Consider the following 15607-nt stretch of genomic DNA (forward strand, 5'->3'; position numbering starts at 1 on the left):
CGATACGAGTTGTAAGCCGAACATCAGGCGGACATCCGTGAGCGCACATATCTGTAATGAAACAGACCATTTTCCCAATTAAATTCTTCGTTCAATTTCGTTGTTGTTTGTCGCTGTGTGACGAAAATATCGAACACCATGAACTTAATTGGATTGAGCGCCAATCAACGAACGTGTTCTAGCAACGTGACTGCCTACTTGGCAATGTCAATATTAACAACGCAACACGGACGTCTCTGTATTGGTAAAAGCAGTATGTAGTGAGTCCTTTTGTGAATATTTCAGTCGATACCATAGAACAATCCCTCCTTAAACAGCTACCTGGTTGTTGGGGATGCAAAGATAAAGATTCGGTATTCCGCTACGTAAATCAGGAATACGCAGAACTGTTGGGACACACGTCGCCCGAGGAGTGCGTCGGTAAAACTGATTTTGAGATGGCAAGCCCAACCACTGAATGTGCACAAGAATTTCAACGCCAAGATAAACACGTCATCGAAACTGGTGAGTCACTCAAAATTCTTGATATACATCCTTATCCAGATGGCCGCTGGCGAGCGCATATCTTTACTAAAACACCGTGGCGAGATGACAATGGTAACATCGTAGGGACCATTTTCTACGGAAGAGAACTCACCGACACCGCCGTGATTGAAGTGGGGTATTGGGTTTGTCGTGCAATCAGCACCAACCCTAATCAGCAATCCATCTTTCGTTTCTCTGATTTACAACCAAAACCAGAGAAACTCACATGTCGCGAGCAAGAAACGCTTTTCCTCCTGCTCTACGGCAAGAAGCCACAATTCATCTCTCAGGTCATGGGCATATCAACAAAAACCGTTGAAGGACACGTCGCACGCTTACGTAATAAGTTTGCAGCGAACAGCAAGAACGAACTAATAGATAAAGCAATGGAAGCTGGCTACGGCTCTGTTGTACCCAAAACGCTGCTTAAGCATCAATTATCGGTAGTGTTGAATGGAGAGCGATAATTCGCGCCACTTTCTACCTACAAAAACACCGCCCAAGTGGGCGGTGTTTGTTTATTCATGAGGCACGAGAGTTTATGGCGCTAGACGGTCAATGTCCCAACTTCCGTCATGTTGGGAGAAAAGAAAGCGGTCATGAAGACGGTGTTCACCACCCTGCCAAAACTCGATGCTCTGTGGTTTTACGCGAAAGCCACCCCAGAAGGTTGGAACCGGTATTTCACCCTTAGCAAATTTCTGTTTTAGCTCTAAAAACTTACCTTCTAATACGCCTCGAGCAGAAATACGGCTACTTTGCTTGCTCGCGATTGCGGCTAATTGGCTCTCTTTTGGACGAGAAGTAAAGTATTTCATATTTTCTACGGCGGTGAGCTTTTCCGCCACACCAGTAATATGAACCTGGCGCTCTAACGGATGCCAAGGGAAGTGCAAACTAATATTGCTGTTATGCTCAAGCTGCTGGGCCTTGCGACTGCCTAGGTTGGTGTAAAATACAAAGCCATTTTTGTCGACGTTTTTTAATAGAACAATGCGTTGAAACGGCATGCCATTTTCATCAACCGTTGCAACTGTCATCGCAGTCGGATCCGTTAAGCCCGCTTCAACTGCTTGCTCTAGCCACAGATTAAATTGATCAATAGGATCAGCTTTCAAATCTTTACGACGTAGCCCACCTTTGGTGTACTCACGACGAATATCAGCAAGTTCCATCTCTACTCCTTCACTCGTTTTTGTCGATTGTGCTCCCGATACTGAGGAAATACAAGGACATCATTGTGCTTGTTATCGTTGCCGCTCACAGCATCACAGTGTGTCATTTGATACCATGACACAAAAAACCAGTGAGCTGATCGTGAACTTACTCAACCCTAAAGCCCTACGCCATTTTCTATTGCTACTGTGTGCCGTTGGCATTTCAGGGCTTGCGCTTACTCATCATTACGCAACTCAATACCAACATGATCAGTGGCAACAAAAGCTAGAGAGACAAGCAGCGCAAGTGTCGCAAGAAGTCGACTACGAGCTGGCAAAGTTTGAACAGATACCAAACCTATTAAGTCACGATCCGAGATTACTCAAAGCAGTAGAACGCGGAGCGCCCTCTCACGAGCTCAACCTATTGTTAGCAGATTGGTTGAAACAAAGTTTGGCCGATACGATTTACGTTCATGACCGCACAGGGTTGGTCATTGCCTCAAGTAACTTTCAGCAAGAAGATACGTTTGTTGGTTCCAGCTTTAGCTATCGTCCCTATTTTAAAAATGCGCGACGCGGTGAACCTGCTCAATATGTCGGGTTAGGCGTTCGTTCAAATAAACGTGGGTACTTCTTCTCATCTCCGCTTTGGGTAAATGATGAGGTCGTTGGCGTGATCACGGTAAAAGTGAATTTGGAGCAGTTGGAACAGCGTCTTTCGCAAACCACGACGGACGTACTCATCACGGATAAACACAATGTCGTGTTTATGAGCAATTTGCCTAACTGGCGCTATCGTGCACTCTTCCCGCTGTCACCGAGTGCAATAAACGAGCTTACCGAAACGCGTCAGTATGGCGATACCTTACCAGAGTATTTTGGTGAGCTTACCGCGCAAAGTGGCGTCACCGAGTTTGCTGATAATCAATTGCTCCTCTCACCTAATTACCTCGCATACGCGACACATTTATTGGATAAAGGATTTCGCGTCGTTGCCTTGATAAACCACAACACTGTCCTTGCCGCCGTTTTACAGGCTGATATCGTCTTCCTGATTCTATATGCGCTCATTGCGCTGATTGCGTTGGCGTGGTTCCAAACACTCGTGAACAAGGCACGCCTAGCCGACCTTAATGTGAGCCTAGAAGAAAAAGTGGTGCAACGAACCTTAGTGTTGAGTGAGGCCAACCAAAAGCTACAACAGACCATCCGCCAATATGAGCAAAGCCAACAAGAGCTTAAACAAACACAACAAGAACTGACTCAAGCCGCGAAATTGGCATTGTTGGGAGAACTTTCTGCCAGTATTAATCATGAGATAAATCAGCCACTTTCCGCACTAAGAACCTATACCGAAAACTCGCAGCGTTTGTTGGCAATGGAAAAATACCCAATGGTCGCCGACAACTTGGGCAAAATGCTGACACTCAATGACACCATTTCGGAAGTGATCGCTCGCTTAAAAGTCTTTACTCGGAAAGCCACGCACGATTCACACAATGAAATCGCGGTACTGCACGACGCAGTACATACTGCCACCAGCATTTTGAGCAACAAACTCATTAAACAAGGGGTGACATTAAAAGTCCCAGCCATCGATTATAATGTGAAGCTAGCAATTCACAGCGTTGAGTTAGAGCAAGTTCTGATCAATCTCTTCCACAACGCTGCACAAGCGATGGAAAACTACTGCATTGATCCGCAAATATCTATTGCCGTTCAGTGTCATGATGACAGCTGTGACATTCTTGTTTCCGACAACGGGCCCGGCATGTCGGACGAAGCCCTAGCAAAAGTCTTTGACCCATTTTTTACGACTAAGCCAGAGGGCTTAGGATTAGGTTTGACCATCTCCAAACGCATTTTAGAAAGCTATCACGGTTCACTCAGTGCTTATAAACATCAGAACACGGAACAACAAGCAGGAGGCATGACCTTTATCGTGACACTGCCAATCGCTATCCAAAACCAACGCAACCCAGAAGTGGAAAACAACCATGAATAATCCCGTTTTCTTTGTTGATGATGAACCACATATTCGTGATGCCGTCGCTCAAGCACTGCTTATTGAAGGGATAGACGTCACCTGCTTACCAAACGCCGTGGAAGCCTTACGCGTTATCGACCCAAATACGCCAGCGATCATCATCACCGATATCCATATGCCCGTGATGGATGGATTGGAGTTCATGCGAACGTTGCGAAGTAAAAACGATCACTTTCAATTTATCGTACTTACCGGACATGGAGATGTGAAAACCGCGGTAGATGCGATGAAAAGCGGCGCGTACGACTTTCTCGAAAAGCCTTTTTCAACGGAACAACTTATGAAGTCGCTCAATAATGCTGGCGATAAGTTGAATCTATTGCAGGAAAACATCTGGCTTAAGAAAGAGCTCGACATGCAAACTCATGTTGGTCCGAAAATGATTGGTCACAGTAAAGCCATGGTAAGCATTCGTCGCGCTTTGATCAGCGCACCAACGAACCAGCCGCTCATTTTTGTTGGTCAAGATGGCACAGGTCGCCGGCTCGCCGCACAATTTGCCCACGACATACATGCAACGCCAGACAGCGAGTTAATCGCCGCTTCTGGTGAGGATCTCTATGAGCTTTCATTAGAAGCCCTCGATAAAGCCATACATCGCTTGATTGAAGGAAAAAGCCATTGCAGCTTGTACTTACATAGTGCTGAGCATGTCTCATATGAACAATGGCAATGCTTGTTTAACCACCCGAAACTTGAGCGTGTTTTTGGTGCGACAACCCAAGTTGATCCGTCTATCAAAGCCCTGGCTACTCTAATTCACTTACCGACACTCGATGAAAGAAAGGAAGATATAGGGCCTTTATATAAGCACTTTGTACGCCACGCAGCGAGCCGTTATCAGCTTCAACCGCCACACATTAGCTTAGAAGAAGTCAAACATCTGACCGATTTAGAATGGCCAGAAAATATTAAGCAGCTGCGCCAATTTGCAGAACTTCGCGCACTCAAGCCAGATACCTTCCGAATGGAAGATTGGAACAGTGAAAAAAGTATCGAAATTCAGAGTATGACTCAGCGCACAGAATACTTTGAATATTGCTTATTATTCGATGCACTACAAAGACACCGAGGCAGACTCAAAGAGGTTCAACTAGAATTACAGGTATCACGCAAAACCTTGTACGACAAACTAAAAAAACATCAGTTGGATAAAACCAAGTTCAAGGCGCAATAGCCATACTCTGACGGTATCTCCACTTTTCTTTTGCTAGAGAAGCATTGAAAACGCTCATTCGGAGAGAGAATGGTCTTCGTCTCATATTTTTATTCGCCGAGCATACTGACATGATCGGTTAATAATAATAAGATCAAAAAGATAATCAGCATTTATATAAGCAGGGACTGTGATGAGCCGAGATAACTACAACAAACTCAACAATGAAGAGTTGGATTTTGTTGACGACAAAACTGCAGCATTGCTCCTCAACACCCCCAACAGCGCACGTTTGATGCTCTGGGTGATGGTGTTGTTTTTTATTGCTGCAATAGGCTGGGCATCTTGGGCTGAAATCGACCAAGTCACTGTTGGTCAGGGAAAAGTCATTCCTTCTTCACAGATTCAAGTTGTCCAAAACTTAGAAGGTGGCTTAGTCAAAGAAATTTTAGTCAAAGAAGGTCAGTTGGTTGAAAAAGGTCAGCAGTTACTTCTGATCGATGACACTCGCTTTCGCTCTGATTTTCGTGAGCGTGAACAACAAGTTGCCAACCTAACTGCGTCTGTTCTGCAACTCTCAGCTTCAATCAACAGTGTTGCTGTGAAGCGTGATTTTGAAACGGAAAACTGGCGCCAAAGCGTAGTACTCGATTATGGCAAACTGACCTTTCCGCCAACTTTAGAAGAAACTCAGCCGAAACTCACTCAGCGCCAGAAAGCAGAGTACCGCGAAGATTTAGACAATTTACGCAACCAACTTTCGGTGATTGACCAACAAGTTCAGCAAAAGCAGCAGGACTTAGTAGAGATTGAAGCGCGAGTAAGGAACTTACGTCAAAGCTATCAATATGCAAAGAAAGAATTAGACATCACCAAACCGTTGGCTGATGAAGGTGTTGTACCTCGTATTGAATTACTCAAATTACAACGCCAAGTCAACGACACCCGCCGCGAAATGACTTCCAGTGAGCTCAAAATCCCGGTACTAAAGTCAGCAATTCGAGAATCCATGCTTAATCGCATTGATGTTGCGCTCAAATTCCGCTCTGAACAGCAAGAGAAACTCAATAGCGCCCAAGACCAGTTATCTGCCTTGGTTGAATCAGCAGTGGGTTTAGAAGATAGAGTTAATCGAACCGTTGTGAACTCGCCAGTAACAGGCAAAATCAAAACGCTGAACATCAACACCGTTGGGGGTGTTATCCAGCCAGGCATGGATATCGTCGAAATTGTACCAACTGAAGATACGTTATTAGTAGAAGCGAAAATTGCGCCCAAAGACATTGCATTTTTGCGCCCGGACCTACACGCCATCGTGAAGTTTACGGCTTACGACTTCACTAAGTACGGCGGCTTAGAGGGTGAATTGGAGCACATCAGCGCAGATACAACCCAAGATGAAGAAGGAAATAGCTTTTACATCGTTCGTGTCCGCACCGATAAAACGAATTTTGGTCAAGATGCAGATTTACCAATCATTCCAGGAATGACGGCATCGGTCGATATCATCACAGGGAAGCGAACCGTTTTGGAATATCTACTTAAACCGATTTTAAGTGCCAAAACGAACGCCTTGAAGGAGTAAATCACACCAAGGTACTCACAACGGCGAGTATTGAGCGATAAGTGATTAAATAAAAAGCACTTGTTTCTCACTGACGAACCCTTTAGAAGAGTATACTTGTGATATGAGTCGAATATGCGATCCAATTTGAAGCGTAAAGTTACATTATTAATCAGTTTAAGTTGTTTTTCGTTCCAAATTGGTGCGTTAAGCAGTAAAGAACAACAATGGGTCAATACGGTCACAGCGGTGTACGGCGAACGTGCGGGATTGCGCGTAAATACATGGCGAAAAAACCTCGACTTATTTAAACAATTAGAGACACATGAACAGCTCGCTGGCGTCAACGACTTTTTTAACCAGCTGTATTTTGTTGACGACATAAAACTGTGGGGAAAGACAGATTATTGGGCTACGCCACTCGAATTTTTAGGGAGTAATGCAGGGGATTGTGAGGATTTCACCATCGCCAAGTACTTCTCGTTACTCGAGCTAGGAATACCAGATTCTAAGATGCGTTTGATCTACGTAAAAGCCATCGAACTGAATCAGTTTCACATGGTATTAGCTTACTACCCAACCCCAAGCTCTGAGCCGCTCATTCTCGACAATATCAACCCTGATATTGTCCGAGCCTCTAAACGTAGCGACTTGCTACCGATATACAGTTTTAATGGTACAAACCTGTGGTTGATGAAGTCTTCTGCTAGCACTGGAGAGCTGGCAGGGAAAGCATCACGGTTGAGCCTTTGGAATGACTTACGCTCGCGCGAACGTAAGTTGCAGTTAAATAAACCTAAAATTAACTATGACGAGTGAGAAACATGACCCTATATAAGAAGCTTGTAGTGGGAATGGTTACGGTCTTTATACTCTTGTTGGCATCAGTATTCGTAATCCAATTCAACACGACTCGAGACAGCTTGGAACAACAGCAACGTTCAGAGGTCAACAACACCATTAACACCGTAGGTTTGGCATTGGCTCCTTACCTTAAAGACAAAGATAAAGTCGCGGTAGAATCCGTGATTAATGCTCTGTTTGACGGCAGCACCTATTCGGTTGTTCGCCTTACCGCTTTAGATTCTGACTACCAAATCGTGCGCACTTACCCGGTTAAACCAAGTACGGTGCCACAATGGTTTATCGACATGAATCTATTCAAAGCCATTCACGATAAGCGCGTAGTAACCAGTGGTTGGATGCAACTTGCTGAAGTGGAAATCATTAGCCACCCAGGAGCAGCTTACGAGCAGCTCTGGCAAGGCTTTATTGGTTTGTTATCTGCATTCAGTGTCATTTTCCTGGCTGGTTTAATTGCGATTTCGTACATCCTCCGTCGCTCACTAAAACCATTAGCGGCCATCGTGAAAAAAATGCATGAAATCGCTAATAACCAATTTGGTGAACCACTTGCTCGTCCAAGAACTAAAGATCTGATCGCGGTCGTAGATGGCATTAACATGATGTCTGCTCAAATTGAGCTGTCATTCAAAGAGCAAGCGAAAGAGGCACAACGACTGCGTGCTCAAGCTTACCTCGACCCTATCTCCAAACTGGGTAATCGCTCGTTCTACATCAACCAAATAGACCAATGGCTTGCAGAGCAAACGCAAGGGGGTATCGCGCTACTCCATGCAGAATACATTGGTGACATTTACGAGACCAAAGACTACCAACGCGCCGATGCCCACGTAAAAGAGCTGTCTCAACGTCTGAAAAACACCATTGATGTGCCGGGAGCTACCATTGCACGCCTATCTAGTGATGAGTTTGGCCTGCTTTTCCCACACATGGATGAAAGCGAACTACGCATTTTGGCGGACAGCATCGTGAACTGCGTTAACGGGTTGAACACTGATCCAACCGGTCTAGCCAAACCAAAAGCAGCCTTAGGTGTTGCGCATAGTAAAGACCAAAAAACGCGCTCTGAAGTCTTATCTATGGTGGATAATGCGCTCTCGAAAGCCAAAGCTCAACCAGACAAAGCTTACGGCTTTATCGGCAGTGACACACCTTCTAACTTAATGGGTAAACAGCAGTGGAAAGCGCTGGTTGAAGAAGCGATTCATAGCGATTGGGTAAAATTCCGCTTCCAAGCAGCGAAGAACACTTGGGGTAAAGTGTTCCATAACGAAGTGTTCTCAAGCATCGAAAAAGAGGGCGAAACGTTCCGTGCCAACCAATATTTATTCGCACTAGAGCAGCTAGACGCCACCAATATTTTCGACCAATACGTTATTGAGTCGATGATTAAGATGCTGGAAAGTGGCGAGCTAACCGATCCTGTCGCGATCAATATTGCGCAAAGCAGCTTGTCTCAGCCATCGTTCATTCGCTGGACCACCAGCATGTTAGAAAAACACGCAAAAGTGGCCTCTAAGCTACACTTTGAAATTCCAGAGGAGTGTTTTATTGATCAGCCTCACCACACGGCGCTGTTATGTAATGCCATTCGCCAATCCGGGGCTGAGTTTGGCGTAGATAACTATGGACGTAACTTCCAATCATTGGAGTACATCCAAGAGTTCCGCCCTAACTATGTGAAGCTCGATTACCTATTCACACACAACTTACACGACGAAAAACAGAAATTCACGCTAACGTCGATTTCTCGTACTGCTCATAACCTAGGCATTACGACTATCGCGTCGCGTATTGAAACTCAAATCCAGTTGGACTTTCTCACCGAGCATTTTGTTGAGGTATTCCAAGGATTCATCGTCGACAAGGAATAAAAAGGTTTACCACAGATGAAAGACCCTTTACTGAATTCGCTCATCTACGTTAGCCGTTACTATGGGTTAGCTAACTCGCCAGAAGCGCTGGTCAATGGCCTTCCGCTTTCAGACGGCAAGCTAACTCCATTTTTGCTACCAAGAGCAGCGGAAAGGGCCGGATTGGTTGCCAAGGAAAACCGCGCAGAGCTGGAGAACATCTCCAGCCTGATTCTGCCGGCAATCTTAGTTCTTAAAGGCGGTGACTCATGCGTTCTCAACAGCATTAACGCGGAGACACGCGAAGCCGAAGTCACCACCTTAGAAAGTGGAATGGTGCCAATCTCCATTCCATTAGAAGACCTACTTGAGCAGTACACTGGTCGCTACTTTTTAGTTAAAAAGCAATTCCGTTTCGATGAGCGCTCTCCCGAAGTGCTCAAAACCAACGAAGGTCACTGGTTTTGGTCAACCTTGTGGCAGTCAAAACGTATCTACCGCGATGTTTTAATCGCCTCACTTCTCATCAACCTCTTTGCCGTTGCCGCCCCGCTGTTCACTCGTTTGGTGTACGACAAAGTGGTACCGAATCTCGCGTTTGAAACCTTATGGGTATTGGCAAGCGGCATCTTTGTTGTATTTCTATTCGATTTCATACTCAAATCGTTGAGAAACTACTTTATTGATGTCGCAGGAAAGAAGTCTGACATTCTGATTTCCTCCAAGCTGTTCAGCAAAGTGATGGGCATCCGAATGGAGTCCAAGCCGCCTTCAGTCGGCGCATTCGCTCGCCATCTTCAAGAGTTTGAATCTATTCGAGAATTCTTCACGTCTGCAACCGTCAGTGCCCTAATTGACCTGCCTTTTGCCATTCTGTTCTTGGTGATTATATGGCTAATGGCTGGCGATCTTGTGTATGTTCCAATGGTCGGCGTGGTCATTTTGATTGTTCATTCACTACTGATTCAAGGACCGCTACGTCGCTCTATAGAGGAGGGGTCACGCTTAGCATCGCAAAAATACGCCAACTTAATTGAGAGTCTAGCGGGGCTAGAAACCGTAAAAATGCTCAGCGCGCAAAGCCAATTCCAATACCGTTGGGAAGAAGCGGTGGCGCACATGGCGAACTGGAACATCAAAAGCCGCCGCATTACCGACAGCATCCAGAACGCGGCTGGCTTCGTACAGCAAAGTAGTAACGTTGGGATGATCATTCTCGGTGTTTATCTGATTGCAGAAGGCGAACTCACCATGGGTGGCTTAATTGCCGCAACCATGTTGAGTGGTCGCGCCATAGGGCCTTTGGTTCAGTTGTCTTTGCTCTCAACGCGCTACAACCAGGCGAAGTCTTCTATGACGATTATCAATCAAGTCATGGAAATGCCGGATGAGCAAGAAGAAGGGAAACGCTACATCCATCGCCCAATCATCCAAGGTAAAATTGAAATTGATCGCGTAACGTTTCATTACCCAGACTCTCCTGTCGCGTCTATACGTAACATTTCTCTCACGATAAATCCTGGAGAAAAAGTCGCGATAATCGGTCGAATTGGTTCGGGTAAGACAACGTTAGAGCGCTTGATCATGGGCTTGTATAAGCCAACAGAGGGACACGTACGTATAGATGATACTGATATTGCACAGCTTCACCACGTTGATGTTCGACGTAACATCGGCTGTGTGCCTCAAGATTCGAATCTATTCTTCGGTTCGATTCGCGACAATATTACCTTGGGTCGTCCACTAACGGATGACCGAGACGTGCTTGATGCAGCAAACCGTGCAGGCGTGACCGCATTTACACAATCGGATCCAGCTGGTTTAGAACGTCAAGTAGGTGAAGGTGGTGCGATGCTTTCTGGTGGTCAACGTCAAGCGGTCACGATAGCTCGTGCATTTTTGGGCCGTCCTCCCGTCCTACTTATGGATGAACCGACCAGCGCGATGGATAACCGCTCTGAAATGCATATTAAACACCAGCTATCTCAGCTCAAACCGAGCGAAACATTGATACTGATTACGCATAAAACGTCGATGCTCGACATCGTTGATCGAGTAATTGTGATGGAGAAAGGCAGCATCATTGCTGATGGTCCTAAAGCGCAAGTGCTGAATGACCTGAAGCAAGGCAAAGTACGTGCGGTTAGCTAACCGAAATTAGCATTTACAAAAGAGAAAGGCCCCGTTTGACTCATGTTTAACGGGGCTTATTTTATTGAGAATCCAAGATAGTTAAGCTCTTCAAGCGCTATCCAAACGAGCACTAGCCCCACAATCACGACCAACATCATAATCGCCTTTTCATCTTCTTCCATTTGATAGATATCCTAGCAAGCCATTTCACTCAACACGTCTTAGGTTATCAGGACAAAAATCATATTCAGCACGTTTATACGCTCCTAGCCTCATACAATACCGGATATGAGATACAGCTCAAACATTAAACACTTTAAAACCGCATCAACTTTGGTTGAATATATGCGGTGAGCGCAAACAGAAGCAAAGCTCTGCACACTATTGATAAAACTCTACAACTCTCCGTAGGCTCTAGGGCGAAGTTCCTAGGTAGAGAGACGAAAATGGAGAGAAAAAATTTGTGATTACTTACATCAGAAAATCAGCTATAACAGCGGTTTTCTTAATATCGTCGAGTTGAAGAAATGAATGATTGGATCCATCTAGATCAAGTGAGCCAGTATTTCACCGCTGGCTCTCTCGGGTACAAAGTCTTAATGGGCATTATTGTCCTGATTGCTTATCGCATTCTGAAGAGAATCGTCAATCGAGCCATTTTAAACTTAGCGACCTCAAAAGGTGTAAAAAAGGCCCGCCTGAGTTTTATTCAGCGTTGTTTTAACGTCGTGCTTTTATTTTTAACCGCTTCTGTTTTTGCCATTATCACCGGGATTGGCTATGGCGATGTGTCATTGTTCCTATCGTCCATTTTCGCCGTATTGGGTGTGGCGTTTATTGCGCAATGGTCAATTCTGAGCAACATCACTGCCAGCTTTTTGATCTTTTTTGTCTTCCCATACCGAGTGGGCGATCGCATTAAAGTCGTAGACAAAGACGAAGACATCAGCGGCGAGATTCAAGAAATCAGTATGTTTCACGTGTTAATTAAGCACGATAACGGTAACTTGATCACTTACCCAAACAACCAGATTTTGCAAAAAGCAGTGCTAAAGCTGGCGAAAAACAAGCCAGAGCCAAGTAAAGCAAAATCTCGGATTTATACTCGCAGAAAGAAATAACCCACTAAAAAGCCGATGTAGATACATCGGCTTTTTAATATCACTTGGTAGTCACAAATAACCCAAAGTTAATGGAGAACAACAGTGAAGAGACAAAACGTATAAGCTGAAGGTCACCGCTGTATTCTTTCATGATAAACACATGACACATCGCCGAAACCAAAAGCGCCACTTTAACCAAAGTAAGCTTCTTCTTTACGAACCTTAAATAAATACAAAAAATAGAGATGGTGCAAGCAAAGAAAAAATCGTCACTAGTTCCATCTTCCTTAAAATACAAGGACATGGTTTTAGTTAAGCTTATATTTTTAGCTTCATTATGAGCCACCCACTAATATTTAGCGAGATAAGGGCAGAAAAGAGGTAAAAAACAAGACTGACCGAAACAAAAAGTAGTGCATGCACTTTTTCTTCTAAGCTCTCTGGATGAGCATTCATATCCACATCAAACACCCCCCCTATAAAGTGTGCAAATACCGTGGAAAAGGCTGTAGAAAGGCCTCCTACCATAATGATAATAATCCCTCGCCTTAAGAAACGATGAAATGTACTTTTCCCGCCTTGGATCAGGTCTGAGTTTACATATTTTAATCTATTTTTCCGCCTATTAATCATCACTAGCATCGGTACCTTTATCATTGTTTCCAAGAGAGTTTTCTACATCTTTAAGATCTTCCTTTAACGCTTTTATACACGACATTCATCGTCGTTGCATTCACTGTAGTTATGCCGTCGACTTACCCTATAAGAAAGCTCTTTAGATACCAATTCGTACTTTATCTATCTCAAATCTCTTCTTGACCTCAACTTAGCTTGAGGTTTTAGCCTTAGTCGCACGATTAAAAATCAACAATGAAAAAAGGAACCATTGTGTCCAAAATTGCGATTATTTATTTCTCTAAAACCGACGTTACTGGTCAGCTTGCTCGCGCGATTGCCGCAGGCGTTGAACAACAAGGCATTAAGCAGCAAGGTGAATGTGAAATCCTCTCTCACCGAATTGAAGGCAGTGAGATTATTGAGGGACGTTTTGTGAACCCTAACCTAATGGATGAACTTGCTGAGTGCGATGCGATTATCTTTGGCTCACCGACCTATATGGGCGGTGTAGCAGCGCAGTTTAAAGCATTTGCAGATGCAAGCAGTGAATCTTGGTATTACCAAAAATGGGCGGGCAAAATCGCGGCTGGCTTTACCAGTGGTGGAGCAATGAATGGCGACCAATCTTGCACATTACAATATCTACAAACGCTCGCTAACCAACACGGCATGATGTGGGTCGGGTTGGATAAGATCAGCAATTCTGGGGAGCAAAACCTGAATCGTTATGGTGTACAAGGTGGTATTGTTGCACAAGGTGGTGAAGGTGGTCAGTTGCATGCCTCTGATGTCGCAACGGCGGAGTATCTTGGCAAACGAATCGCAATGCTAGTGGACAAGCTCTCCGCTCGCTAACAATAAAAAGAAGCCCCGTAAGACACATCTTCGGGGCTTCGTATTTATCGCTTGTTTTGAGCGTTACTTCTTGATGTAGAGATCTTTCGAGTAGATGCGCCCTTCTACGTTGTTCTTTGCAAAGCCACCCACGGTTGGACGAACCAGACGCGCTTGCATGTAATAATAGATTGGCGCAATGGGCATATCTGCCGCCAGCAACCATTCAGCTTGGTCGTAAAATCCTTGGCGCGCTTTCTCATCGGTTGCAGCCAATGCACTGTTCATCGCGTTGTCGTACGCTGCATTGCTGTAACGTGCAAAGTTACCCGAAGAACCTGAGCGAAGTAAGCTCAGGAAAGTAGACGCTTCATTGTAATCACCGCACCAGGAAGCACGCATCACATCGAAATTGCCTTGTTTACGCGCCACTAAGTACGACTTCCACTCTTGGTTTTCTAACTCCACGTTTGCACCGAGATTTTTTTGTAGCATCGACGCTATCGCAACCGCGATCGATTTGTTTGCCTCACTGGTGTTGTACAGCAATTTAAAATCGAGCGGCTTGTCTTTGCTGTAACCCGCTTCTTTTAACAACTGACGCGCTTTCTCGTCACGTTGTTGCTGACTCCACTTACTATACTCAGGGGGCGTCGCATCAAAACCGGCAGTGTACTGATGCGCAAAGGTATACGCAGGAAGGTTGCCCACTTGCGTGACACCATTTGTAATCACATCACGCATGATGGAGTACGACACCGCTTGACGCACTCGCGCATCATCAAATGGCGGACGAGTGGTATTGAACGCGTAGTAATACGTGCACAGTAATGGCACCACCGTGTAAGCCTGCTTGTAATCTTGTTTAAGCTTCTGCGCCATATGAGTCGGCACATCTGACGTGATATCCAGCTCTCCTGCCGCATAACGATTGATTGACGCGTTTTGGTTTTCAAACGGAATGTAAGTCACTTTGTTTAAATGCGTATCTGCGCTGTCCCAGTAATTTGGACTCTTAACCAGTTCAATGCGCTCATTCACGACCCACTTATCCAATGTGAATGCACCATTGCCAACAAATTGGTCTGGATCGCTCCACGGCTTGTCGCGGTTTTCCACTGTCGCTTGATGCACTGGCATCATGGACGTGTGCCCAGTCATGGCAACAAAGTACGGCACTTGACTGTCCAACTCAAAACGTAGGGTGTATTTATCCACCGCCTTGATACCGAGCTCGTCCAAAGGCTTTTTACCCTCTGCCACATCGGCGATGTTTTTGATCTTGGTGAGTTTGAGATACCAAACATTTGGAGAAGCGGTCTTCGGATCCACCGCTCGGCGCAGTGAATAGACAAAATCATCCGCCGTCACAGGCTCGCCATTCGACCATTTCGCATCTTTGCGTAGGTGAAAAACAAAGGTTAGGTTGTCCTTGGTTTCCCACGACTCCGCCACACCGGGAATGATGTTTCCGTCACGATCTTGAATCACCAGCCCTTCAAATAAGTCACGAATCACGTGCATTTCTGGCAGACCTTCGGCTTTTGCCGGATCAAGCGTTGCCGCCTCTGCGTCATTCGCACGTACCAAATGTTGCTCTGCGGCGAGTTGAACGCCGTTAGGTAAGGTATCTGCAACGACAGATGTAGAAAGAAAAGGGGTGAATAAAGAGGAAATCAGCAACGCCGTTGAATGTTTTTTAAAATCCATATCGTTTTTCGTTCTCCTAACACGTCTTGTGAAGCAAGCG

General features: G+C 45.2%; 12 protein-coding genes. 9 read left to right on the plus strand and 3 right to left on the minus strand.

Going from position 1 to position 15607, the window contains the following annotated elements:
* Positions 1–272: 272 nt before the first annotated feature.
* A complete protein-coding gene (locus D8S93_RS13395) occupies positions 273–992 on the plus strand; it encodes a PAS domain-containing protein (RefSeq protein WP_005392144.1) in 720 nt (239 codons plus the stop codon).
* A 72-nt stretch (positions 993–1064) separates the two neighbouring features.
* Here the strand turns inward: D8S93_RS13395 and pdxH are convergent, their stop codons facing one another.
* Positions 1065–1700, minus strand: coding sequence for a pyridoxamine 5'-phosphate oxidase (gene pdxH, locus D8S93_RS13400; RefSeq protein ID WP_005392142.1), 636 nt, complete (start codon positions 1698–1700; stop codon positions 1065–1067).
* A 115-nt stretch (positions 1701–1815) separates the two neighbouring features.
* On the opposite strand from pdxH, the gene D8S93_RS13405 reads away from it, so the two are divergent.
* From D8S93_RS13405 to D8S93_RS13435, 7 genes are all read left to right on the plus strand, one after another.
* A complete protein-coding gene (locus D8S93_RS13405; RefSeq protein WP_152813828.1) occupies positions 1816–3690 on the plus strand; it encodes a sensor histidine kinase in 1875 nt (624 codons plus the stop codon).
* Positions 3683–4909: a sigma-54-dependent transcriptional regulator gene (locus D8S93_RS13410; protein WP_054866765.1), complete on the plus strand. Its 1227-nt coding sequence runs from the start codon at positions 3683–3685 to the stop codon at positions 4907–4909. Before D8S93_RS13405 ends, D8S93_RS13410 begins: the two co-directional genes overlap by 8 nt.
* A gap of 172 nt (positions 4910–5081) precedes the next feature.
* A complete protein-coding gene (locus D8S93_RS13415; protein WP_124008170.1) occupies positions 5082–6473 on the plus strand; it encodes an HlyD family type I secretion periplasmic adaptor subunit in 1392 nt (463 codons plus the stop codon).
* Between the two features lie 114 nt (positions 6474–6587).
* Positions 6588–7271 carry a transglutaminase-like cysteine peptidase gene (locus D8S93_RS13420; protein WP_005392134.1) on the plus strand — a complete coding sequence of 228 codons (684 nt, stop codon included), beginning with the start codon at positions 6588–6590 and terminating at the stop codon, positions 7269–7271.
* 5 nt (positions 7272–7276) lie between these two features.
* Positions 7277–9190: a LapD/MoxY N-terminal periplasmic domain-containing protein gene (locus D8S93_RS13425; protein ID WP_152813676.1), complete on the plus strand. Its 1914-nt coding sequence runs from the start codon at positions 7277–7279 to the stop codon at positions 9188–9190.
* Between the two features lie 15 nt (positions 9191–9205).
* A complete protein-coding gene (locus D8S93_RS13430) occupies positions 9206–11320 on the plus strand; it encodes a type I secretion system permease/ATPase (RefSeq protein WP_006740888.1) in 2115 nt (704 codons plus the stop codon).
* A 509-nt stretch (positions 11321–11829) separates the two neighbouring features.
* Positions 11830–12423 carry a mechanosensitive ion channel family protein gene (locus D8S93_RS13435; protein ID WP_012842403.1) on the plus strand — a complete coding sequence of 198 codons (594 nt, stop codon included), beginning with the start codon at positions 11830–11832 and terminating at the stop codon, positions 12421–12423.
* Positions 12424–12723: 300 nt separating this feature from the next.
* On the opposite strand, the gene D8S93_RS13445 is transcribed toward D8S93_RS13435, so the two are convergent.
* Complete coding sequence (locus D8S93_RS13445; RefSeq protein ID WP_152813829.1) at positions 12724–13062, minus strand: hypothetical protein; 339 nt, start codon at positions 13060–13062, stop codon at positions 12724–12726.
* Between the two features lie 231 nt (positions 13063–13293).
* Here D8S93_RS13445 and D8S93_RS13450 point away from each other — a divergent pair, with 231 nt between their 5' ends.
* Positions 13294–13878: a flavodoxin family protein gene (locus tag D8S93_RS13450; RefSeq protein WP_104973200.1), complete on the plus strand. Its 585-nt coding sequence runs from the start codon at positions 13294–13296 to the stop codon at positions 13876–13878.
* 63 nt (positions 13879–13941) lie between these two features.
* Here the strand turns inward: D8S93_RS13450 and D8S93_RS13455 are convergent, their stop codons facing one another.
* A complete protein-coding gene (locus D8S93_RS13455; protein WP_152813683.1) occupies positions 13942–15567 on the minus strand; it encodes an ABC transporter substrate-binding protein in 1626 nt (541 codons plus the stop codon).
* Positions 15568–15607: the final 40 nt, after the last annotated feature.

The organism is Vibrio sp. VGrn 2, from assembly GCF_009361695.1.
Classification (GTDB): Bacteria; Pseudomonadota; Gammaproteobacteria; order Enterobacterales; family Vibrionaceae; genus Vibrio; species Vibrio diabolicus.

What these genes read in the sequence shown, in the direction of transcription:
- pdxH (WP_005392142.1), bottom strand. Translation starts at nt 1,700, where the DNA reads ATGGAACTTGCTGATATTCGTCGTGAGTACACCAAAGGTGGGCTACGT.
- D8S93_RS13415 (WP_124008170.1), top strand. Translation starts at nt 5,082, where the DNA reads ATGAGCCGAGATAACTACAACAAACTCAACAATGAAGAGTTGGATTTT.
- D8S93_RS13410 (WP_054866765.1), top strand. Translation starts at nt 3,683, where the DNA reads ATGAATAATCCCGTTTTCTTTGTTGATGATGAACCACATATTCGTGAT.
- D8S93_RS13455 (WP_152813683.1), bottom strand. Translation starts at nt 15,567, where the DNA reads ATGGATTTTAAAAAACATTCAACGGCGTTGCTGATTTCCTCTTTATTC.
- D8S93_RS13420 (WP_005392134.1), top strand. Translation starts at nt 6,588, where the DNA reads ATGCGATCCAATTTGAAGCGTAAAGTTACATTATTAATCAGTTTAAGT.
- D8S93_RS13435 (WP_012842403.1), top strand. Translation starts at nt 11,830, where the DNA reads ATGAATGATTGGATCCATCTAGATCAAGTGAGCCAGTATTTCACCGCT.
- D8S93_RS13430 (WP_006740888.1), top strand. Translation starts at nt 9,206, where the DNA reads ATGAAAGACCCTTTACTGAATTCGCTCATCTACGTTAGCCGTTACTAT.
- D8S93_RS13425 (WP_152813676.1), top strand. Translation starts at nt 7,277, where the DNA reads ATGACCCTATATAAGAAGCTTGTAGTGGGAATGGTTACGGTCTTTATA.
- D8S93_RS13405 (WP_152813828.1), top strand. Translation starts at nt 1,816, where the DNA reads ATGACACAAAAAACCAGTGAGCTGATCGTGAACTTACTCAACCCTAAA.
- D8S93_RS13445 (WP_152813829.1), bottom strand. Translation starts at nt 13,062, where the DNA reads ATGATAAAGGTACCGATGCTAGTGATGATTAATAGGCGGAAAAATAGA.